The 20,640-nt window shown below is 68.0% G+C and carries 20 protein-coding genes and 5 pseudogenes; 4 read left to right on the top strand and 21 right to left on the bottom strand.

Annotated elements, in window-relative coordinates:
* Window positions 1-30 precede the first annotated feature (30 nt).
* The 10 genes and pseudogenes from LRS74_RS33245 to LRS74_RS33200 form a co-directional block, all read right to left on the bottom strand.
* Window positions 31-675 (bottom strand): hypothetical protein, encoded by a 645-nt coding sequence (locus LRS74_RS33245; protein WP_277744489.1) that lies wholly within the window; start codon window positions 673-675, stop codon window positions 31-33.
* 85 nt (window positions 676-760) lie between these two features.
* Complete coding sequence (locus tag LRS74_RS33240; protein ID WP_277744488.1) at window positions 761-1,849, bottom strand: hypothetical protein; 1,089 nt, start codon at window positions 1,847-1,849, stop codon at window positions 761-763.
* 224 nt (window positions 1,850-2,073) lie between these two features.
* A complete protein-coding gene (locus LRS74_RS33235; RefSeq protein ID WP_277745041.1) occupies window positions 2,074-2,247 on the bottom strand; it encodes a DUF6087 family protein in 174 nt (57 codons plus the stop codon).
* Window positions 2,248-3,484: 1,237 nt separating this feature from the next.
* A complete protein-coding gene (locus LRS74_RS33230; protein ID WP_277739403.1) occupies window positions 3,485-4,669 on the bottom strand; it encodes an IS701 family transposase in 1,185 nt (394 codons plus the stop codon).
* 622 nt (window positions 4,670-5,291) lie between these two features.
* Entirely contained in the window at window positions 5,292-5,801 is a 510-nt protein-coding gene (locus LRS74_RS33225; RefSeq protein ID WP_277745040.1) for a replication-relaxation family protein, read from the bottom strand.
* A 342-nt stretch (window positions 5,802-6,143) separates the two neighbouring features.
* Window positions 6,144-6,341, bottom strand: a pseudogene (locus LRS74_RS33220) (NADP-dependent phosphogluconate dehydrogenase); the annotation flags it as partial.
* A gap of 93 nt (window positions 6,342-6,434) precedes the next feature.
* Complete coding sequence (locus tag LRS74_RS33215) at window positions 6,435-6,881, bottom strand: hypothetical protein (protein WP_277744487.1); 447 nt, start codon at window positions 6,879-6,881, stop codon at window positions 6,435-6,437.
* Between the two features lie 667 nt (window positions 6,882-7,548).
* Window positions 7,549-7,875 (bottom strand): annotated as a pseudogene (locus LRS74_RS33210) (hypothetical protein); the annotation flags it as partial.
* 72 nt (window positions 7,876-7,947) lie between these two features.
* Entirely contained in the window at window positions 7,948-8,280 is a 333-nt protein-coding gene (locus LRS74_RS33205; protein ID WP_277744486.1) for a hypothetical protein, read from the bottom strand.
* Window positions 8,270-8,431, bottom strand: a pseudogene (locus tag LRS74_RS33200) (ATP-binding protein); the annotation flags it as partial. The gene LRS74_RS33205 and the pseudogene LRS74_RS33200, both read right to left, overlap by 11 nt.
* 148 nt (window positions 8,432-8,579) lie before the next feature.
* Between LRS74_RS33200 and LRS74_RS33195 the strand changes: the two are divergent.
* From LRS74_RS33195 to LRS74_RS33180, 4 genes are all read left to right on the top strand, one after another.
* Window positions 8,580-9,644, top strand: coding sequence for a site-specific integrase (locus LRS74_RS33195; RefSeq protein WP_277744485.1), 1,065 nt, complete (start codon window positions 8,580-8,582; stop codon window positions 9,642-9,644).
* Window positions 9,641-9,955, top strand: coding sequence for a helix-turn-helix transcriptional regulator (locus tag LRS74_RS33190; protein WP_112437628.1), 315 nt, complete (start codon window positions 9,641-9,643; stop codon window positions 9,953-9,955). The genes LRS74_RS33195 and LRS74_RS33190 overlap by 4 nt, the downstream gene beginning before the upstream one ends.
* A gap of 13 nt (window positions 9,956-9,968) precedes the next feature.
* On the top strand, window positions 9,969-11,591 hold the full coding sequence (locus LRS74_RS33185; RefSeq protein WP_277744484.1) for an integrase: 1,623 nt from the start codon (window positions 9,969-9,971) through the stop codon (window positions 11,589-11,591).
* Window positions 11,592-11,710: 119 nt separating this feature from the next.
* Window positions 11,711-12,202, top strand: a complete 492-nt coding sequence (locus tag LRS74_RS33180) for a hypothetical protein (protein WP_277744483.1) — start codon at window positions 11,711-11,713, stop codon at window positions 12,200-12,202.
* On the opposite strand, the gene LRS74_RS33175 is transcribed toward LRS74_RS33180, so the two are convergent.
* From LRS74_RS33175 to LRS74_RS33125, 11 genes and pseudogenes are all read right to left on the bottom strand, one after another.
* On the bottom strand, window positions 12,138-12,890 hold the full coding sequence (locus tag LRS74_RS33175) for an ATP-binding protein (protein ID WP_277744482.1): 753 nt from the start codon (window positions 12,888-12,890) through the stop codon (window positions 12,138-12,140). The genes LRS74_RS33180 and LRS74_RS33175 overlap by 65 nt on opposite strands.
* Window positions 12,883-14,082 (bottom strand): IS21 family transposase, encoded by a 1,200-nt coding sequence (locus LRS74_RS33170; RefSeq protein ID WP_277744481.1) that lies wholly within the window; start codon window positions 14,080-14,082, stop codon window positions 12,883-12,885. The genes LRS74_RS33175 and LRS74_RS33170 overlap by 8 nt, the downstream gene beginning before the upstream one ends.
* A 51-nt stretch (window positions 14,083-14,133) precedes the next feature.
* Entirely contained in the window at window positions 14,134-14,223 is a 90-nt protein-coding gene (locus LRS74_RS33165; RefSeq protein WP_277744480.1) for a helix-turn-helix domain-containing protein, read from the bottom strand.
* Between the two features lie 418 nt (window positions 14,224-14,641).
* On the bottom strand, window positions 14,642-15,055 hold the full coding sequence (locus LRS74_RS33160) for a hypothetical protein (RefSeq protein ID WP_277744479.1): 414 nt from the start codon (window positions 15,053-15,055) through the stop codon (window positions 14,642-14,644).
* 471 nt (window positions 15,056-15,526) lie between these two features.
* Window positions 15,527-16,000 (bottom strand): annotated as a pseudogene (locus LRS74_RS33155) (DUF6236 family protein); the annotation flags it as partial.
* Between the two features lie 88 nt (window positions 16,001-16,088).
* Window positions 16,089-16,487, bottom strand: a complete 399-nt coding sequence (locus LRS74_RS33150) for a hypothetical protein (RefSeq protein WP_277741838.1) — start codon at window positions 16,485-16,487, stop codon at window positions 16,089-16,091.
* Window positions 16,484-17,332 carry an IS5 family transposase gene (locus LRS74_RS33145; protein ID WP_277741837.1) on the bottom strand — a complete coding sequence of 283 codons (849 nt, stop codon included), beginning with the start codon at window positions 17,330-17,332 and terminating at the stop codon, window positions 16,484-16,486. Before LRS74_RS33145 ends, LRS74_RS33150 begins: the two co-directional genes overlap by 4 nt.
* 60 nt (window positions 17,333-17,392) lie before the next feature.
* A complete protein-coding gene (locus LRS74_RS33140) occupies window positions 17,393-18,145 on the bottom strand; it encodes a DUF6236 family protein (protein WP_277744478.1) in 753 nt (250 codons plus the stop codon).
* A 1,048-nt stretch (window positions 18,146-19,193) separates the two neighbouring features.
* Complete coding sequence (locus tag LRS74_RS33135; RefSeq protein ID WP_277744477.1) at window positions 19,194-19,484, bottom strand: hypothetical protein; 291 nt, start codon at window positions 19,482-19,484, stop codon at window positions 19,194-19,196.
* 51 nt (window positions 19,485-19,535) lie between these two features.
* A pseudogene (locus LRS74_RS33130) lies at window positions 19,536-19,732 on the bottom strand (IS110 family transposase); the annotation flags it as partial.
* Window positions 19,733-19,766: 34 nt separating this feature from the next.
* On the bottom strand, window positions 19,767-20,192 hold the full coding sequence (locus LRS74_RS33125; RefSeq protein WP_277744476.1) for a DUF6069 family protein: 426 nt from the start codon (window positions 20,190-20,192) through the stop codon (window positions 19,767-19,769).
* Between the last annotated feature and the right edge of the window lie 448 nt (window positions 20,193-20,640).

The raw sequence follows: 20,640 nt of genomic DNA, 5'->3' as shown, positions 1-20,640 counted from the left end.
CGTGCCCTGATCGACGCGCACCTCCCGTCGTCACCCGGCGCGGTCGCGCTGGAGATCGGATCCGGTCTGGGGGAGCTGGCCCGCTACCTGGCCGCCATCGGCTACCGGGTCGATGCGGTCGACTACGCCGAGGCCGCGATTGAGGCTGCGCGCCAGGGGGCGGACCCCGCCGACGCGGTGACGTACGCCCGGTTCGACATCGAGGCCGACGATCTCGCGGATCTCCCGCACGGTGCCTGCGACCTGGTGGCCTTCCGGCAGAGCTTCGCGTTCGTCCGCGATCGCACTCGGGTAATCAACCGGCTGCGCGAGCGGCCACGCCCCGGCGGTGCCCTTTGCGTGATCACCCCGGAGGTCGGCAACGTCCCGGACGACAAGCGCGGCATCGCTCTCGATGGCAGCGAGATCGCCTTGCTGACCACCGGTTGGCGCCACGTCACCCAGCTCGACGCTGACGGTCTGGCCTTCATCGTCCTGCGCGACCCCGTCCAGGCCCAGGTCACCGTCGCCGACAAGCGACGCCCCGCCCCGCAGGGCCTGGTCGGCGTGGGCGTGGTCACCGACGATTCGGGCCGTGTCCAGCTGGGCCGCTCGGTACGCGATGTGTGGGAGCTGCCCGGCGGGAAGCCGGCCTACCGGGAGTGTGGAGAGTGCGGAGCAGACCGCCGTGCGCAAGCTGCGCGAGGAGACGGGGCTGGTCGCCTCACCGACGACGCCCGCGTCCTGGCGGTGCTGACGGACGCGACCTACGGCATTTCCGTCAGACCACCGCCGTCCACGTCACCGCGTTCACCGGTGAGCCCTCCGTCACCGAACAGAAGGAACTCAGGGAAGTGGAACGACGCCGTGTGCTTGAGCGCGGCGAGCAAGGCAGCCGGCATCCCCTTCGTGGAGATAGCGAGCATCGCCGACAACCGCGCCTCGACGATGTGGGGGGCCTTGCCCAGAGCGCGCCGCCGCGGCTGGGCGGCAGGACCGGCGCGATCGCTGACGGGCCCGCTTTGACCTCGCCGATCTTGTCGGAGAGTGCCTCGACAGGGGGCAGGGAAAGCCGCTCCACCTGGGACAAGTGTGCGAACTGGTCGGGGTAGGGCTCCCAGTTCCGTGGGTCGCAGAAGACCGTGGTGCCCTTGAGGCGGGAGGCTCCTTGCAGCGGGAGCGCGATCAGGTTGCCGAACCGGGCGTTGCCCTTCGCGTTCGTCGGGATCAGGTCTTGGGCGGGGAAGAGCCGGTCGTGGCTGCACAGTGTCATCTGCCCGCAGACATCGATCGCGCGGCGCAGCAGCGCCATCCCTAGTGTGCGGGCGGTGACCGCAGCGACAGGGGCGGGGAAGAAGGACCACACGTGCGCGCCGGCCCCGGAGCGGGAGAGCTCCACCAACGCGGGGACACCAGCGTCCTCGCAGGCGGAGGCGTAGGCGGCTGCGTTGCCGCGCCAGTCGCTGCCGTCCTTGCCGTCGAAGTCGACCGCAAGGAGGCGGCAGGTGTCGTCGGCCAGCAGTGGGTATAGCCCCAAATGGGTCTCGCGGGAGCCGGGCTCGGGGCGGGCGAGGTGGTTGTAGACGGCCCCGTCGGTCAGCAGCCAGAACACCCGCTCGGCGTCGTTCTTGTTCTTGGCGAAGGGATTGTCCTCGGCGGGGCTCCAGCCCGTCCGGCCTGACTTCGCGCTCACCCACCGGGTCGCGTAGACGTCCTCGCGGCCGGCGAACAGGGCCCGGAACAGCGCGACCTTCGCCTCCGTGCCGGTGGTCGCGTCCGCGTACGGCAGCCCGCCTTCGCCTTCCACAACGGTTGGCGCCAGGGGCTCGGGGACTGACGGCAGTGCCTGCGGGACACGGGCAGTGGGCATGCCCAGCCGGGTACGCAGGCGCTGACTCTCAGTACGGAGCTCGGCGAGTTCCGCTCCGTAGTTCGGCGTTCTCCTCGAGCGCCACATCGAGCCGGATGCGCAGTTCAGCTGGGTCGTTGCAGGTATGCCAGTCCTCCACGCCTCCATGATCCGGATTCGTGTCCGTGACGAGGGCAATTTCGCCGAAATCCCACCCTCTGGCATGAGCCGAGCGGGCCGCTGGCCTACCCGCCCGGTCCTGGTCGGCCAGCCGCCCAGGCTTGCGCGGCCGCGAGGTTCGGCGCGGTGCCTTCAGGTATGCAGGCGAAGCCGTCCCAGGACTCCAGGACGCGCGGTTCGTCGGGCCTGACGTGGGTGGCCCCGCCGCCAGCGGGTCGGTGCCGACGGTAGACGTCCATCGGTGCGCGCCGGCGCCGGAGGTAGGGGGCCGGCGGGTCGTCGGGGTCGATGCGCGGGGCCGCTCGGGACGGCTGGTCCGACGGTCCGGGTCGGGCGTGCCTGCCCACGGTTCTCGGTTCCCAGAGAGTACGGAAGACACCCCCCATGCCCTCGCGCCATCCCGCGTCGCTGCCGTCCCCACATGGGGTCTTTTGGCCACCCAGGGCTCACTTCGCCTCGAGGGCCGGTGGGCGAGAGTGGGCGCTGGGCAGGGGGACGGCTCGGGCGTGGCGGGGAGGCGACCTGATGGTGACGCTGCTCGCCGAGCGCCGTTCGACATTGTGCCTGCCAGCAGGGCACCGGTCGCGGGCACGCGCCCGGCCGAGGCCGAAGACGTGCTGGGCAAGCGTTCGACGGCGGGCTCCTGCAGTGCCCCTTTTCGGTAGCCCTCTCGCCGCCGGCGCCTACCGGCAGGAGAGGAGATTGTCCCTGGCCCGGGATAGGCTGCGCTGGGCGTGGAGAGTAGACAGTTGGCCTGGTGGATATTGGTCGGCCATCCTTGGAGGCGCTGTGACGACCGAGCAGACCGGATGCCTCACCAGAGCCGAAGAGCAGTTGGTCGCCTACCTTCGCCAGGCGGCCGAAGCCATCGACCCGACGGCGCGTGCGATCGCGGAGGGCTGGACCTACACCAGTCAGTTCGACCTGCTGCTACGCGAAGGCCGGCTCTTCACTCCGGCCCCGCTCCCCAGTGGCGTCGCTGCACCCCGGGTTCTGCTTCACCAACGCCGCTCAGTTGACGTGGCGGCTCAGCCGAGGCGAACGGCCGACGGCGGGCCGCAGCGCGAACCGGCACCGGGCTGGCAGACGGTGGTCGGACCCCGGTGGCGGACGCCAGCGATGAGCCGGGGCAGCCGGTCAGGGCGGCCGCTGTGGTCCTGGCCGACGAAGTCCGAACCGCAACCGAACCTCCCCCTCCCATAGGCTGAATCAGCGATGGTTGGGGGTGGACATGATCTGGTCGATATCTGTCCGGCTGAGAATGCGGCGTGCACGCAAGCACAACTGGGACCCCGACATCGTCCGAGGCCTAGTACTGCAACGGTGTTTGCTGTGAGGGTTTGGCAGTTTCTGGTGGTGTGTGGCCGCGTCGTTTGTAGTGGCTGATGCGGGCTTGGTGTTGTCGTCTGCGTCGCCAGTGTGACCACTGCAGCACGTGGTCGACGGGTGCTGGGTGGCGGTGGGTGAGGCGGTGGATCAGGCGTCTGAGCTCGGGAAGGCTGAGGGGGACGAGGTCGGAGGATCCGTTTCTGCTTTCCCGGTGTCGAGTTCGCGGGCCCGCAGGACGGTGAGGCAGGCGTGGGCGGCCATGGCCAGTGTCATGTGGCGGTGCCAGCCGTCGTAGCGACGGACCTGGTAGTCGTCCAGGCCGCATTCCTGCTTCGCGCTTTGGAAGCATTCCTCCACTGCCCACCGGCTGCCGGCGACACGGATGAGCTCGTCGAGTGTGGTCTCGGCGGGGCAGTAGGCGATGTAGTAGGAGATCTCCTGCGGCCGGCTCACGCTGCGGCGGGCGATCACCCAATGCCGGCGGTCTTCGCGGTGCCAGGGACGGACCTCCACCCTGGCCCAGTCGTAGACCCGTGGCCCGTGGGCGCCGTCGCCGCAGGAACGGCGCTTCCACTTCTGCCTCGGGAGACCGGGAAACAGGTCGTGGACGGGGTGGTCCATGGCCCAGCGGGTGACGACGGTGTCGTGCCGGGTCGTGGCCATGACGTGGAAGACATCGGCCCGCTCCAGCTCGGTCCGCCAACCTTTGGAGAAGCCGTAGGCGGCGTCCGCGGTCACCCACCGGAACGGGATCTTCTCCGCGATGGCCCGGCGGACCATCGCCCTTGCGGTGACGACCTTCGTCTCGAAGGCGACCGTGTCCTCGATGCCGGCGGCCCGGCAGCGTTCACGGTCATCCGTCCAGGAGGTGGGCAGATACAGGCGGCGGTCGATCAAGGTGCGGCCACGGCCGCCGGCATAGGCGAGGAACACCCCGATCTGGGAGTTCTCCGTCCGGCCGGCGGTTCCGGAGTACTGCCGCTGGACCCCAGCCGAGCGGACTCCCTTCTTCAGGAATCCCGTGTCGTCCACGATCAGCACCGCTTCCGGGTCGCCGAGATGCTCGACGACATAGTCCCGCACGTCGTCGAGGACCTCATCGGCGTTCCAGTCGATTCGGTTCAGCAGCCGGTGGATCCGGTCCGGACCCGCATGCCCGGCCTCCTCGGCAAGCGTCCATCCGTTCTTCCGCTCCAGCGGAGCTATCAGCCCCTGCATATAGGCAAGAGCCGACTCCCGCGGCTCTGACCTGGAGAAACGGTGCACGAACCGCTCATGCAAGGCCCTCAGTTCACCAGCCCACGACCGGGCATCAGCAAGTTCCCCACCCATGACGCAACCAACGACCAAACTGGCCAGCAGTCACGGCAAGCACCGTTGCAGTACTAGGACTCCCCGTCCCAGCACCAACCCATGACCGAGCGCGCGAGCTCATCAAGCAAGGAAAGCTGACAGGAGCGATCGCCGAGATCCAGGCATCAGGCTACGAGCGCCGGGACGCCCGGTGCATCGCACTCGCCATACTGTACGACTGGACAATACCCACCACCCGACACCCACACAGGCGATAGCCACTTCGGCGAGGACCTGCACAGCCTGGCTGCACCGGCCCACCAGCTCGGCTACTTCAGCCAGGCCGTCACCCGGTTCACCACGACCGTATCCGGGAAGACGCAAAAGGCTCCGGTCCAGCGCCTGCCGCCTGCCCGAAAGCTGGCTGCCGGGGGCGTCGGACCTCGCCTCCGGCCAGGTCTCCTGTCCGGCCGGAGGCGGAAGCCGCCCCGAGGGCGGCCCGGCCTGGGCAACAGCCGGACCCGCCGTGCTCGCCGCGCCTTGGGCAGTGCTGCCAGCGACCGCCGGTCCTCGCCGTGACCCACGACCCGCCACACCGGTCGGTCGGCCCCGTGCCAGGTTAGCAGGTGCAGGGTCGTGGTCGCCACGGTGAGCCGGTAGTTCACGTTCGACGGACGGTGGGCGCGGTCGTGGAAGGCGGCCTCCCTCGTTGCCGGGGCCGCGCGGCGCGGGGCCGGGGCGAAGACGAACAGCATCGGCGGGAAACGGCCGGTCCAGGGACGGCCCGGCGTAGGTCTCCTTCCAGTGGGAGCGTGGGGGGGCGGGCGGCGTTACCGCGGCCTGACGCCGGGGCGTTGCGGTAGGCGTCGTAGCGTTCCAGCTTGGCGATCAGGCGGGCGTAGGACTTGGTGCGGTCGATCTCCACGAACGCGCTGGAGCCGTCGGCCAGGAGCACCGCGCTGTCGGGCACCAGGTTCCCGGCTGGGGTGGGGTGGGGGACTTCCAGCTGCCAGTCGGCGTGGTCGGCCACCTGCGCCTGGTGGAAGGCGATGACGGTGTCGACCAGGGCGAGGCCGTGCTCCCGCAGGCCCGTCTTGCTGGCGGCGATGCGCTTCCCGGAAGGTCCGGCCGGCCGTCGACGCGAGTTCGCCCGAGGCGGCGGCTTCGGCAAGGCCCGCCAGAGTGCAGTACCAGTAGCTCTGCTGCGCGCGGTGGGTCCGCCCGACCAAGGCCAGGGATTCGGCGAGCAGCTGCAGGCTGCCTCGGCGGCTGAGCCGCTGGAGGTGAACGCGTGACGGCCGCTGCCCGCGGGGCGGTCTCCGCCCTCACTGGAGAGCTGGCACGTCGACACCCGGTTCACCAACGGCCTGGTCTTCGACGTGGCCGCGGTTAACACGGCAGCGGCCTGTGCCCGAGCGCTCCATTGGCGGGCCGGTGCGGTCCGGCACTCTCGCCGTGGGCGGTCATCTCGGCCTTGGCGTGAAACGCATAGGCAAAGCCCGTGGTCTTCGGCGAAGGCGCTGCGGATGTGGCCCAGGAAGGCCGCGCGGATGATGCAGCCGCCGCGCCAGATCGCGGCGATCGCGCCCAGGTCGATGTCCCAGCCGTACTCTGCGGACGCCGCCTGGATCATGTTCCAGCCCTGGGCGTAGGACATGATCTTCGAGGCGTACAGCGCCTGCTCCACCCGCTGCGCGAAGTGCTCCGCGTCCTCGCCCTCCAACACCGGCCCCTGTGGCCCCGTTAGCGCGGCGGCCAGCCTGCGGCAGAAGGCGGACCACCAAAGACGTTCCACACGCTCCGGCTACTGGCGCACACGCCGTACCTCGTATCCGTAAGCCTTGTCCACGTCGATGTCGAAATATGCGGTCGGGTGCTCGCCACCATGCGTGATGGTCAGCAATTCGACCTCGCTGTTATCAGGGAAGGAGCCCCCCTTGTCGAACCGCAGCGTGATGGAACTGCTGGGCTCGCCATCGTCGAAGTTCCAGGTCCCCGAGCCGGCAATGTCCCCAGGTAGCGGCCTCGAGAAGGAGAAGACCATCGCGCTGCGGGGTGTGCCCGACAGCTCGAACCCGCCATCGTTCCTGAACTCTACGCGCCCCTGGTCCTGGCCGCGCCAGACACCGACGACCTCTTCCTTGGTCAACTCCGCTGTCTGGGGCGAGCAGCCCACCAGCGACATGAGCACGAACCCTGCGAGGATCGGCGCTATCGCCTTGCTGACGGAACGTCTGACGGCAGTCGTCATCGTGCCCCCACATCGATCTGACCACCTGCTCACACAAGGGCGCACCGGCGACGCGGCACCAGAAACCGCGCATATGTGGAGCAAGATTCTTTACCGGCCTCATCGTACGCCCGTTCCCTTGCCCCCTTCACCGAGGCCACCGGGCTGGACGGACGATGGCTGAGCAGGCGTCAGCCCGCCACATGCGACCCCAGTCGCGACGCGACGAGTTCCGCGACAGCGGGCATCTGATCAGCGGCGTCCTGCCCGGGCGGACAGCGGACGTCCGCCCGGGCAATGCCTGGTCGGCGAACGGGCAAGGCCGCCAGCGGACGAGCGGCAGCCGGGGCCCTTGGGTGACCTGGCGGCGCAGCCGAGGCCAACGACCGACGACGGGACCGCAGCACAAACCGGCACCCGGCCGGCAGACGGTGGTCGGACCCCGGGGGACGGCCACTGTGCCCCGGGCGCGACCGCGGTGATCGGACCCAGGTGACAGGCGCCGAGGATAAGCCGGGGCAGCCGGTAAGGACGGCCGCTGTGGCCCTGATGCGGATCTCGAATTTTCCCCACTGCCGCTCTTCGCCTCAGTTGGTTCACGGAGTGAACCAACTGAGGAATGTGGGGAGCGGAAAGCAGAAGGACTCACCGATGGCTGGGTCGGTGAGTCCTTGAGTGCGGGTGGGTAGTGGGACGAGACGAAGCCAGCTGACTGGTCGAGGTGGAACGGCGAGTCAGGGTTCTCGGGTTTCCAGCCGTCGGTGAGAGCGGTGCGGATGCTGTCAGCCACCTGGGCGGGCAGGACCGGGCTGCCGGCTGTTCCGAACCAGTTGCTCGGGTGCGGCTGGTTGGTGGTGATCACCAGTGTGGTGCCGGGAGTTTGGGCGTGTTCGACCGCGTACGTAAGGGGTGACATGACCAGGCCCTGGTCGTAGGTCGGCCGTCCGCGGAGTCGCCACCGGTAGGTGGTGCCATCCACGGTGATGAGCCGTGACCCCTTTTTGACCAGCGCCATGTCCACATCCTTTCCCATGTGACAGTAGTGAACGGCAACTGATCGTGTCGCGCCGATTCCCGTCGAACCGTGTCAGCTTCTGCGCATGGGGATCACGTCCCGGCTGGCGGCTGGGATGGTGGGTCGTGCGGCCTCGGGAGTGGCCAGCAGGGCGACGATGGTGACGGGCTTGTCGCAGTGGGGGCAGTTCCGGATGGCCGTCGGCGCGAGCGGTGTCGGGTCCAGCGACGCTGGCGTCATCGGCTCGCTTTCAGCCGCGTCCACGGCTTCGTCGGGTTCGCAGCGCCGGCGCCGGCCCGCTTCTGCTTTGCAGCGGGGTGTGCAGTAGGTGTGCCGGGCTGCCACATTGGGGTTGACCTGGAACGACGTCCAGCAGATAGGGCACTCCCGGAAATCAACCAGCACGTCCGGTCACCCCTTTGCGGAGGTTGTCGGAGTGGGACTGGTGCGAGCGAAGCCGGTAGGACGGTCCGTCGATGCCGACTACGGCGGCGCGGTGAAGGAGCCGATCGAGCATCGCAGCGGCAACGGTCGCATCGCCGAAGGCGCTGGCCCAGTCATCTGGGGCTGGCACTTGTTCCCTCACAAGAGTTGCCGCTGCCACCTGCCCGTATCCCGTCCCTGGGGTCCTCGTTGGTTCTCGCGGTGGCACCCTGGTTTTCAAGGTGCTGCCTTGACCGTTCAGGTGCGAGGAAGGTGTGCCGGTGGCCGAGGCGAGACTGCAGGTCATCGTGGGCGGGGCCGTCCCGCAGGAGCCGCTGACCACGGACCCGTGGCAGTTCCAGACCATGTGCCTCGACGCGTTCGTCGCCTCGTGGCCGGCCCGCGGGTTCAGCCCGGTGACCGTCGACAACGACATCGGGCTGCTGGAGCGGACACTCACCGCACTGGGACGGCCTGCGTGGGAAGTCACGCCCGAGGACATCGACCGCGTGGTGGGTGACCTGGCCGTTCAGGGCCGCAAGACGTCGACCCGCCGTGAGTACGTGCAGATTTTCAAGGGCTTCCACCGGTTCCTGCAGGCCCGCAAGGCGGCCGAGATCGAGGCTGCATTCGGTGTCCGTCTGGTCTGCCCGGTCGATGAGTTCAACGCCTCCCGCCATGTCGGGGACGATTCGCCGGCCCTGCTGCCGCCGCCGACACCAGAGCGGGTGAACGAGTTCTTCTCCTTCATGAAGCAGAGGATCGCGACCGCAAGAAAGTACGGACCCGCAGCGAGGGACTATGCGATGTTCCGGACGCTGTATCACGCTGGTCTCCGCTCAGAGGAGGCATCGCTGCTGGAGAAGCCGGACCTGCACTTCACCCGAGGTCCGTTCGGCAAGCTCCACGTCCGCTTCGGCAAGGGAGCCCACACGTCCGGACCACGGCCTCGGTGGGTGCCCATGCTCGACGGCCTGGACCTGGTGCTGCGGTGGTTCCTGGAGGACGTGCGGCCCAAGTTCCCTGACTCGCCGGTGCTCTTCGCCGACGAGTCAGGCGGCAGCCTGCATCGCGGGACCATCCGCAACCGGCTCCGCTATCTGATGGAACTCGAAGGACGCCCGGCATCAGAGCGGTTCAGCCCGCATGCTCTGCGAAGAGCTTGCGCGACGCACAACTACGAACGGGGCGTCGATCTCGTGGCGATCCAGCAGATGCTCGGTCACTGGACGGTCAGCTCGACCATGAGGTATGTCCGGCCCTCCGCGACCTTCATCGAGGACGCCTATCAACGCGCTGTCGCCAGCACGTTGGCCAAGCTGACCGGGAAGGACACCACGGCATGAAGATCCAATGGCGGCTGCGGATGGCCGCCGCTCAGCGCGAGGTGTGGACCGGGACGGAACTGCGGCGGCTGCTGGCCGAGAAGGCTGGCCTGGAGCTTTCCTCGGCATCGGTGTCCGCGCTGTTCACCAAGGAACCCTCGCAGGTGAAGATGACCACGCTGGCCGCGTTGTGCACCGCGCTGGAGTGCACTCCCAACGACCTGATCGAGGTCGACACCACCCCCGTCGAACGGCCCATCGCACCTCCTCGTCCAGTTGCCGACCTGCCGCAGGCTGCCTCCGCCAGGGGCCGGTCGATGCCGCCTCTGTGACCGGCGGGCGACGATGGGCGAGAAGCAACGCGACTGCGTCACCTGTAGTGCCCCTGTCGGATATCTCGACCGCCAGCACTGCTGCCGGTGCTGGCGCCAGCTCAACGAGCAGGCCGCCAAGGCGGTTTGCCCCGGCTGCGGCCGCGACCGTGTTCTGCAGCAGGACACCGGCCGGTGCATCATCTGCTCACGCGTCTGCGAGGAATGCGGCCACCCCGTCCGGTCATCGCAGAACCGTCTGTGCCGCGACTGCCGGCGCAAGGCCGAACAACGGGCTGCCCAGCAGACATGTCCGCGCTGCCGCAGGACCGGCTATCTGCGTGAGACGACCGGCTGGTGCGGCCACTGTTCACGGCCCCGGCAGCAGAAGCAGCCTCCGAGGACCTGCCGCGAGTGCGGCCAGCTGCGGCGACATGCCGGACTGGGGCTGTGCTCGGCCTGCTGGCAAAAGCACCCCGGCCGTCCCTTCATCCGCGGGGAACACCTCCGCGACCGGCTCGCCGATCCACCCTCCTGGCTGGGGGACTTCGTCACTCATGTCGCCGCCCGGCACTGCACCGCCAGAGCCTGCGGCTTCGTCACCGACCTCGGCCGACTCCTGGAAGACGGGCACTCCACCTCTCCCCAGGCCCTGCTGGAAAGATCCCGCAGGCCCGGACGGTCGATGGGCTCCTTCGCCCGCGCACTCGAGGACTTCTTCACCCTCCGCCACCTGGCCCTGCCCACCGACCAGGCCGAACGGCTCGCCGTCGGCCGACGGCAACGACGCATCGAGGCCGTCCCCGAACCGCTGCGGCAAGCCGTCGCCGCCTTCAACACCTCCCGGATGCGGGCCCAGGACCGAGCCCGCCGAGCTGGCACCCGCCCTCGCAACAATCACACCCTGGAGACAGCCCTGGCCACCCTGCGTGACCTCGCACTCTTCCTGATCGACGACCGGGACAAGAACGACTGGGCCCTCCTCGACGTGCACGACGTCGAAGCCTTCCTCGCCGTCCTGCCCAAGGGACGCAAGCGTCGGCTGACCGTGCTGCGGCAGTTCTTCCGCTTCGCGCGGTCCCAGAAGATGCTGCTGGTCGACCCCACCCGCGAGCTGGTCGCGAAGGAGACGAACGGCTTCCGCGGCCAGACCCTCGCCCTCGACCAGCAACGCGAGCTGTTTGAGCGGTGGACAACCGACCAGCACGTGCACCCGCACGAAGCGGTGATGGGCATGCTCGCTCTGCTGCATGGCGCCTCCAGCTCCGAGATGCGGATGCTGAAGATCGACGACATCGACCAGCAGGCCCACACTGTCCGGCTCGGGAAGCGGCCCCATGCCGTCCCCCTGGACCCCGCTTCCTGGACAGTGCTGCAGCGGTGCCTGGCCCACCGCGAGGCGTGGCGGACAGACAACCCGCACGTCATGGTTACCAAAGGAACAAAGGCCGGGCGGAGCCCGGCCTCCACTGCCTATCTCTCCCACGTTCTTGACGACTGCGGCTTCCCACCCCGCATGATCCGCAGCACCCGTCTCGTCGACCTGGTCAACACCATGGACCCCAAGCTCGTGGCCGCGGCCTTCGGCATGGACCCGCAAGCCACCCTGATCTATCTCGCCGACCACGTCGATCCCGGGCGCATGCCCGATCACTGAGCATCAGTCAGCGTCAGAGAATCCGCTGGTCAGCAGTCTCGCCATCCCTCAGACTCTGATGTGTGCGAGGTCCATCGGTGGTCAGCGCAGGGAATCCGTGACTGGAGAAGGGAATGAGGATGGCCCACCTGCGTCTCGCCTGGGTCCTGTCCGGACATGGTTGGGCCGATTGCATCGTCAGCGACCAACAGGCGGAAGCCGAAGTCACGGCCTCCTATATCACCGCTGCCCCCGAAGATCTCTTGACGGCAGTGACACGTCTGATCGCCGGCGAAACCGAGTCCCGAGCACAGTTCGAGGCCGAGCCCGCCGCCTTCCGGTGGATCTTCTACCGTGACGGCACCGACGTGTGGATTCGCCTACTGGAGCTGGCCCACGGCAGTGACCACGACAACAAGGGGACCGAGATCTGGTCCACCCACCAGGACATCGACGTCGTGGCCCGAGCAGTGATCCGATGCTTCGACGAGGTCGTGAGGGAGTACGGCGAGAGCGCATACCGCGGCAAGTGGGGTGAGCACTTCCCCCGCACCGAGCTCGAAGCCCTCAGGACCGCGTGGCGCGAACATCGAGGCGACTGGGAAGCCTCCTCGACACTGTCGAACCCGTGAAGTTTCGGCAGCACCTGGCACGGGTTCGCCGGAACATGTGCGCTTTGGCAATACCGACATTGGTCGTGAGGATCGTGCTCGACTTCAGATACCTCTGATTGATCACCTGGAAGAGGGCCGAAGCGCCGTCACCCGGAAGCGGAAGATGGCCCAGTTCATCGATCACGAGCAGGCGAGGCCCGGCAAAGAACCTCATGATGCTTGACCAGCGGCCTTCGAGGGCGGCCTTGTGGCACTTGGCTGCGAGTTCGGCGGCGGTGGTGAAGTAGACGCGGTGGCCAGCGTCGACCGCGGAGCGGGCGAGTGCGACGGCCAGCATCGTCTTGCCGACGCCAGGCGGGCCGACCAGCAGGACGTTGGAGGCGTTGTCGAGGAACCGCAGGGTTGCCAGGTCGCGGATGAGCTTCTCGTCGACGCCGGGCTGGGCGGCGAAGTCGAAGTCGTTCAAGGTCCACGGGTCTGGCAGGCAGGCGAACCTCAGGCGGGAGGAGAGTTTGCGGGCTTCGGTCGCCTCGACTTCGATCTCGAGGAGTTTCTCCAGGGCGGTGGTGAGGGTCATTCGCTCGGCTCGGGCCTGGTCCAGGACACGGGGAAGGGCTTCGGCGGCGTCGTTGAGTTTCAGATAGGACAGGTGGCCTCGCAGCTGCTGGTAGCGGCGTGCCTCGCTCATCGGCATGGTGTCATTCACTCTCGCGCTCCTGGTCTTCGTGGGTGGGGGCCTGCCGGAGCCGGTCGGCGACGGCGGCGTAGTGTGTCAGGTCGATCACGACCCGGTTCGCGACGTCTGTTTCAGGTCGGCCGCGAAGCTTTTCGGCTTCCGCCTGGGCCGCGGCCGATGGAGGCCTCCGGACTTTGGTTCGGCAGGGGGCTTTGTCGGAGAACGAGGCGAGTACGGCTCGTTCGAGGGCGATGACGTGTCCGGCGTCGCGGATGGTCTGCCCGGCTCCGTCCGGTGCCCGGTGGTGGTGGGCGATGACCGCGCGGCCGGCGGTGACCACATGCAGGTCGTCCTCGCCGAGGCGGATCCGGACCGTGACGTGGGCGCCGGTCGGCCCGGGCGGGACGGAGTAGTGGTTGCCGGCGAAGGAGACGAGTCCTTGCGGGCTGACGACGCGGGTCTGCTCCAGCTCGGCCGGGAACGGGCGGCTTGGCAGTTCCAGCAGCGGCTCGGCTTCCGCAAGCTCGGAGACTGTGGTCGAAGCCCCGTCGAGCTTGCGTTTGCGGCCGTCCATCTGAACGGCCAGCTTGTCCACGCCGTTCTGACCTGCCTCGATGCTGATGCCATCCGGGACGGTTCGCCACCAGCGTTGGGCCGCTGAGTGGTTGGCCTTCTCGACGACACCCTTGCGGTTTCCCCGTCGCGGCGGACAGATATCGACGCCAGCTCCGTAGTACTTCGCGACGGCGGCGAAGGTCGGCAGGATCCGTCCGGTCGGCGGGTGGCAGACGGTGGCCATCCGGTCGAACCGCCACCTCCGGGCCGTTTCGCTCAGGCGTCGCAGCACGGCGTCGATGGCCTGAACCAGGTGCGGGAAGGTCTCCGCCTCCGCCAGCACGGCCCGCCATCGTCCCGAGTGAGCCAGGGCACCGACCAGGAGATGCGCGATGGCGCCGACGCCCCACTCCGCGGGCGGGTCCGGGAGCTCAACCCAGTCGAACTGGATCTCCTCGCCCGGTGGGTGCGCGATGATCGCCACGTCGCGGCCGCTCGAGGTCCGGCATGGTTCGCAGTGCGGACGAGCTTTGTATCGCCGCAGGGCCCGCGTGAAGGTGGAGTATCCGCCTGCGTAGCCGAGCTCCACCACTTCATCGAAGAGCGTCGATGCCCACAAGTGAGGGTCGTCGGTGAGCCGTTGGCGGCAGTACTCCAGGAAGGGCATGAACGCGTCAGGCGGCTGGCGGCGATATCCGGAGACTCTCTCGCCGTTCAGTTAGGCGCGGATCGTCTTGCGGTCGTGCCCCAGGTGCCGGGCGATCGCCGAGATCGACCAGCCCTGGCGACGCAGTGCGTGAGCATCCACGTCTTCCTCCCAGGGAGCATCCAGGGCCCTTCAAACAGGCCGAACTCCGTGCTCACGCAGGCTCTCCACGACACGCCGACACCAGTTCGACACGCCGGGAAAGGTCACGCAATGGGTGGGGAGATCACCTGAGCAGGTTTGGCCAGCTCAAGAGCGACATCTGGGGAGATTCAAAGAGCGCCATCAGCCTGGTCGACGAAGTCCCGCTACGACTACAAGACCTACTAAAACGGCGAGGTAACACCGCGCCGCATCGGCCAATGAACGCTGAAGGCCCCGGCGAGAGCCGGGCCCTTCAGACAAGCACGCTCCGCATCGTCAGCGGGCGGCGCTGTAGCTGATCTCCTCACCTTGGCAGTTCGACCGCCAGCACAGCGAGCGGTCGAACTGCAACGGGGCCTCTCAGATCACGCCGCCGTCAGCGCAGACTTCGACCCGGGCCTACTGGGCCGAGCGGCGTGACGCCTCGGAATGGCCAGGCGCTGCTGGCGCTGAGGTGGTGGCAGTCGGGCCAGTACGTCGCCCATCGTGCCGCCTCGCGCATCATCGTTCCGCCGGGCCATTGCTCCATGGAGGGAAGCTCCAGCCCGCCCGCGCTGTAGGCAAGCGGCGGGCGGTACTCAGTGAGCTGACGGACCAGCCTGGACATCGGCGAGTCGTCCTCCACGTCATGCCCGCGCTCTGTCAGGGCCTCGCGGACGGTGTCCTCGATCTGCGGCTCGCCCACCGGGTTAACGGTGAGCGCGGCGACGAGCTGCTCCGCCGGAACCTCAGTCCGAAACCTGGCCTGGCCCTGCCAGTGCTCGCAGGTGAGGTCGGCGACTTTCTGCATCTGCCCCAGGGCAGGGCGAGCGAGTACGGCACGGCCAGCCCAGCCTTCCGGCGCATCGGCTGGGAAGTCCGTCAGTCGCTGCTGAACGCGATCGGTAACCCCGTCGTGACGCCGCCCTCGCTCGCCGCCGCCAAGCCGAGTGCGAGCAGGAACAGCGTCGCGCGGAACAGGAAGCCGCAGCACGGGCGGGCCGACCTGGTGAAAGACGAGCAGGTCCGACGGGATGCCGCGGCACCGAACCGTGGGGAGGCTCGGGCGCGGACCAGCGCTTATCGAACTTCGCCGCGATGAGCGCGGCGTCCTCGTAGCAGTTGTACGCCTCGAGAAACAGCACCGGCACGTCGATCGCCGGGGCGGTGATGACGACGTCGGTGCGAGCGCTGCCAGGCCGGGGTTCTTTCAGGCGCCCTTCACCGGACGCACAACCTCGGTGGCGTAGGAGAAGGATGGAATCTTAGGAAAGGCGCCCTCTCAGCTGCGCATCGTGAGGCGGTGAATTAGCGAACGGGGGGCGAGGGCTTGCTCGACGCTGAGCAGGTAGCTGGCGACGGGCGAGGTGCTGCGGAGGTCTCCACGGTCCTGACCGGCCTGCCTGTGGAGGGAGGACAGTGCGATGGCGGCTCCGATGGCCGTACCGAGAACCGGCTGGCCGGCCAGTGCGCCGCCGCCAGCAGCCGCTATGCCGGCCGGTAGTTCGAACTTGAGGTTGGCGGCGCTGAACGTGGTGTTGATGCGTGCGCTTTTCATGGCCTTGCGCAGCTCAAGCAGCGGAGTCTCGAAGCGACGCTCGATCTCAAGTTCGATGTACTGCATGTGGGCCTCTGGCAGGGATACGTCGGTCAGCTTGTCACGCAGCAGCTCCACGGCTTCGTCAATGGCCGCGTGGAAGGCGTCGAACTCGGCCTGCCGTCTGCGCCGTAGAGCAGCGATTTTGGTGGCAGGGACGGCATCGAGGTTCTGAGTGGGCGGTTCGTGAGGTGATGTCCGTTTCCGGTTGAGGTTGGGGCAAGGTCGCTGGTGGAGGTTCCGTCTGCTATTGCTTCCTGGCGAAGTTGCCGGTGTCGGCCTCGGTGAGGATCCCGAGTTTGACCAGGCGTTTCAGCTTGGCGCGGGTGCCTTCGACGTTCTTCGGCAGCAGTTCGTGGCCGAGGGCTTCGCAGACGTCCTTGGCCCGTAGCGGCCCGGTCGCGTGGTTGAAGGCGGCGAGGATGCGGGGGTAGTCCGGGTGCTCGGGCAGTTCCGGCGGGGATGCGGGGAGCCGGTCGGCGAGGCCGGTGATGGTCTTGCGGGTGATCGCGAGGTGCTCCAGGTGCATCTCGGCCTCCCGCAGCCGGGTCTGCAGGTCGTTGATTTGTGCGCGGAGGTCGTTGGCCAGGGCCCGGGCGGCGTCTTCCTGGAGGTCCAGGGCGTCAAGCAGGGGCTGGATGTTCACGCTGCCACCGCCTGCGCCGTGCGCCAGGTGGGGGCGTTCGCGCCGGTGAGGCGTCGGGTCATGACGTGGGTCATCGCCCAGTAGACGCGGGAGGCGGAGGAGGAGGGGCGGTGCTCGTAGTCGCGGACCAGGCGCCGGTGCAGTATCAGGATCCCGTAGGTCTGCTCGACCCTCCACCGCTTCGGCTGCGGCACGAACCCCTTGTCCTGCGGGTTGCGTGCGACGATCTCGACGTCGATGCCCAGGCCGGCGCCGTGTTCGACGACCTGGTTCTTGAAGCCCTGGTCGACCAGGGCTTTGCGGACGCTTCCGCCGGCGTGCTCGGCGACCTGGTCCAGCAGGACGATGCCCGCGGCGTTGTCGTGGGTGTTCGCGGCGAGGACGACGACCGCGATGACCAGGCCGAGGACGTCCACGGCAAGACCCCGCTTGCGGCCGGGCACCCGCTTGGCCGGATCGTGGCCGCTCGTGGAGGCGGGGACCCCGGCGGCCACGTGGACACTCTGGGTGTCCAGGACCACCAGGGTCGGGTCCTCTAATCGTCGGGCGCGTTCACGGACCTGGCAGCGCAGGAGTTCATGGATGACCTGGTCGGTCCCGTCGTCCCGCCAGGCGGCGAAGTAGTAGTAGGTCGCGCTCTTGGGCGGCAGGTCGTGCGGGAGATAGGCCCACTGGCAGCCGGTCCGCCCCTGGTAAAGGATCGCGTTCACGATCTCCCGCATGTCGTAGGCACCCTGGTGGCCGCTGACCGAACGGTGCCGGTCCTTCCACGCGGTGATCACCGGCTCGATCAACGACCACTGCTCGTCCGATAAGTCACTCGGATACGGCTTGCGTTCACTCACCCGGTCACATCACCAGATCACCAACCGCGGACCGGCAGATTCCGCCCCGCCGCCACACCATCAGGCGACAGCAGATCCACTCAAAGAGTCACGAACCGCCCACTGAGGGATGACGGTACGGATCGCGAGTAGACCCACCGAGTGCGTGGGGTCGGGTGGTGTGGTGCCTGGCGGTGATGTGTCCTCTGCGCCTGTGCTGGTTAGTGCCGCGAGGAGGCGCTCGGTGGTCCATCCGTGGGGCGAGAGGTGAGCGTCTTGCTGGTCGGTCGCGGGTGTGAACTGTCCTATCTCGGCGACCTGCTCGGTGAGAACGCACTTGTACGCCCAAGCCAGACGTGGGTGCATGGCGATCCAACGCAAGGCGGGGCCGGCGGGCCGACCCCTGGCGGCCTCGAGAGCAAGCCCAGCATCAAACAACGCCTCACGTAATTCGGCGTTCATCTCCTCCCAGTGCACTGCAGCCAGTCGAGTGGCAGCTCTGGGATGCCCCTGGTACTGGCCGCTGTAGGGAGCGTCTGCGGGGTAACCGATGCTGGCGCGGATGAGAGCACCCCCTAGTGCGGCTACGAGGCGGTCCTGTTGGGTGCGCAGCAGCTCGAGGAAGAGCGGGGCTACCGCCTGGGCGGCAGTATCTGGTGAAACCGTGACAATAAAACCGAGCTCGTCGTCGAGTATCAGGGCGGTATCGGAGTCGGTCAGTGGATATCCGGTAGGGGCCACCCGGGCCAGCCGGGGCCAGTACAGCGCTGCGGTCTTGAGCCACCGGTCGTCACGGACGTGGACGTACGGGTGGTAGAGGGCAATCTCCCGCACGATGCGCTCCTCTTTGTCAGACGGGGGGACTCCGCCCGTGGTCCGGAAATGCTGTTCGCGTCTGTTACCGGCCGCGGAGGGCCTCGACGAGTTCACCGTGCCGCTGGGCGCGCCGCCCGCCGTGATCCGCCCGTGGCGGCCCGAGGGCCACCGCCTGGTCCGTGATCTCGTGACGCGGTAGGCCATCATCTGAGTGGCGACGGCCGACGGGCTGTCCTTGTCCACTTCCACACATGGGGCGGAACAGGGCCAGGACCTTCCGCGGCCCCACCAAGCGTCCAGTGCAACGCGTTGGGCTCACGGGCGACGACGGCCGCCACCCCTGCGATAAGCATCCTCGCCGCTCAGGCGGGAGGCATCCGAGTGCAACCGGCGACGGTCGAGGCTTGGAACTGGACCGGCACACGAGAGAGGTTCTGCCGGCGGCCCGCTCCAGGCTCATGTTCATGCCTTTGATCAAGCCCTTCGCCCACGTGTCGTGGTCACCCTGATTGAATCCGTCGCGGGCCACGTTGTCCTCCCACCTCACGCGCCTCACAGCAGCGTACGGAGGGGCCTGACAACGAAGCCGCCCGCTTGACCAAAATGGTCATACAGGGCCTCGCCGGTCAGGCGGGCCGCTCGGGTCCCTCTCCCCTGGCGTCGGACTGGAAGTTCGTGAACCGGAACGTTCCGTCCTCGGCAATGTCGACGACGGCCCCGCAGTCCCCGGTCCAGTGGCCGCGGACCATGTCCGCAGTGGCCGGTACGGGGGCGGCCCATGATGCTTGGCAGCCCGTGGCCAGGCACAGCATTACGGCCACACCGGCGATCAACGCGGTGGTGACGCGACGGATCGCCGGTCGGCCGCTCCCTCGCATGCGTGCCCTTCCGTTCTCTCGTGTTCTCGTACGTACGTTCTCGTTGTGCGTCCTGCGGCAATCAGCCCTGGAACAACAGGCCCAGGATCGCCAGACCCCACATCGCAGGCATCATCCTCTGGTTCGCTCGATGGTCCAAGCGGAGGGGCAGGGGTGGCGAAGGAAGGGCAAGATCCGAAAGCGGCGACTCAGCCGCCCCATCGCGCCCGCAGAACTTCGGCCCAGTCGCCGGCTTCCGGACCCGGATCGTCCAGTTGCGGCACCGGGCCGGGAGCCGTCTCGATCAAGTGCACGAGCGTCCAGGCGACGCCGTAGCAGTCGTCGGGGCCGAAGCAGGTGGCCAGCGCGGCCGCCTCTTCGGACGTGACGGGGCGGGAGATAGCCGCCAGCTGGTGGTGACGCCGGTCGATCTCTTCCTCGCTCGCGTCCCAGTCGGGAAGCGGTCCGTCGGCGACGAACGTCAGCACTTCGGGTCTCATGGCCGAATGATCGTCTCCCCTGCCGCCCCTGAACAAGCCGCCCCGTTCCGTTCACGCAGTGGCCGTTCCTGCTGGCTGGGGCTCTGCCGGGAAGGCGATCGCTTCATCGAACAGGGTCCGTGTCAGGAGGCAGTGGTGGAGCTGGCCGAGCATCGGTTGAACAGGTGCCGCGGAGCCTGCACCCCTCCCGCGCGGCGGCGCCGGTAGTGGGCGTCCGCACCTGTGGAACCGCTGAGGGAGGCGAAGGCCGTGTTCACGTCCCCGAAATCCCCATACGGGTGATCACGTTCGGGGCATCGTTCGGCGGTGGAGCTTCAGGGCGGTGACGACCGCCACGCCGAGGGTGATGTGCATGAGGGACAGGGCTGCGACGGTGCCGCCGTCGGCGCCGGACGACAGCGGGCCGGCAACCGACAACACTGCCAGCCCACCACCGACGTACTGCGCGATCCGCAGGAAGACCGGCTTCCACAGGCCCATCAAGAGGGCAGCGCCCGTCCCGACGACCAGCGGGACGACGGAGGCGCCGATGACGCCCCCGACCGTGATCGGGTGCTCTTCGCTGCCGTCGACGACGATGAGCGAGGCACCGGCCAGCTTGGCGACGGCAAGAACGATCAGATTGACAACGACCGCGCCGACCGCGCTGGTGACGAGCACCTTCCACCAGGTGAGGCCGGAACGGTGGTCCGAGGTTGCGGCGGGCACAGCGGGAGCGGAGTTTGGAACGGCACTGCTCGGCATGAGACTTCCTCCAACGTGTGAAATGCTGCGCTGCCCTACGGCCAGCGGCATACGAAGAAGCCTCCAACCTGAACCTCACTTGAGGTCAAGCCCTATCCCGGCCCTGCGCGTCAGACCATAAAGAACAAGTCAGCTTGTTCTCTAACCTCCGTTGTCGCCTGAGGTGAGCCCAGGCCCATGCTGGCCTTGAGGCGCCCACCGTCGGGACTGCCGACCGCCAGGGCGCTGAGCACGGCGCGGCGCGGTCGTCCGGGTCACTGCTTGGCCAGGGTCCGGCATGTGGCGAGGAAACGGACGGTCTGTTCCCCCTTCTCGGCTTCGAGGCTGAGCCGTGATCCATCCGGGAAGCGGAGCGAGAAGAAAGGGATGTCGTGATCCGCGAACTCAGGGATCTCACAGCGGGCTGCCCCAA

The organism is Streptomyces sp. LX-29 (genome assembly GCF_029541745.1).
GTDB lineage: Bacteria > Actinomycetota > Actinomycetes > Streptomycetales > Streptomycetaceae > Streptomyces.
Note: the sequence above shows the minus strand (reverse complement) of the source record. Positions and strands in the feature narration are given on the sequence as shown.

What these genes read in the sequence shown, in the direction of transcription:
- LRS74_RS33240 (WP_277744488.1), bottom strand. Translation starts at nt 1,849, where the DNA reads ATGCCCACTGCCCGTGTCCCGCAGGCACTGCCGTCAGTCCCCGAGCCC.
- LRS74_RS33235 (WP_277745041.1), bottom strand. Translation starts at nt 2,247, where the DNA reads ATGGACGTCTACCGTCGGCACCGACCCGCTGGCGGCGGGGCCACCCAC.
- LRS74_RS33230 (WP_277739403.1), bottom strand. Translation starts at nt 4,669, where the DNA reads ATGGGTGGGGAACTTGCTGATGCCCGGTCGTGGGCTGGTGAACTGAGG.
- LRS74_RS33215 (WP_277744487.1), bottom strand. Translation starts at nt 6,881, where the DNA reads ATGACGACTGCCGTCAGACGTTCCGTCAGCAAGGCGATAGCGCCGATC.
- LRS74_RS33190 (WP_112437628.1), top strand. Translation starts at nt 9,641, where the DNA reads ATGAAGATCCAATGGCGGCTGCGGATGGCCGCCGCTCAGCGCGAGGTG.
- LRS74_RS33185 (WP_277744484.1), top strand. Translation starts at nt 9,969, where the DNA reads ATGGGCGAGAAGCAACGCGACTGCGTCACCTGTAGTGCCCCTGTCGGA.
- LRS74_RS33180 (WP_277744483.1), top strand. Translation starts at nt 11,711, where the DNA reads ATGGCCCACCTGCGTCTCGCCTGGGTCCTGTCCGGACATGGTTGGGCC.
- LRS74_RS33170 (WP_277744481.1), bottom strand. Translation starts at nt 14,082, where the DNA reads ATGCCCTTCCTGGAGTACTGCCGCCAACGGCTCACCGACGACCCTCAC.
- LRS74_RS33160 (WP_277744479.1), bottom strand. Translation starts at nt 15,055, where the DNA reads ATGCAGAAAGTCGCCGACCTCACCTGCGAGCACTGGCAGGGCCAGGCC.
- LRS74_RS33135 (WP_277744477.1), bottom strand. Translation starts at nt 19,484, where the DNA reads ATGAGACCCGAAGTGCTGACGTTCGTCGCCGACGGACCGCTTCCCGAC.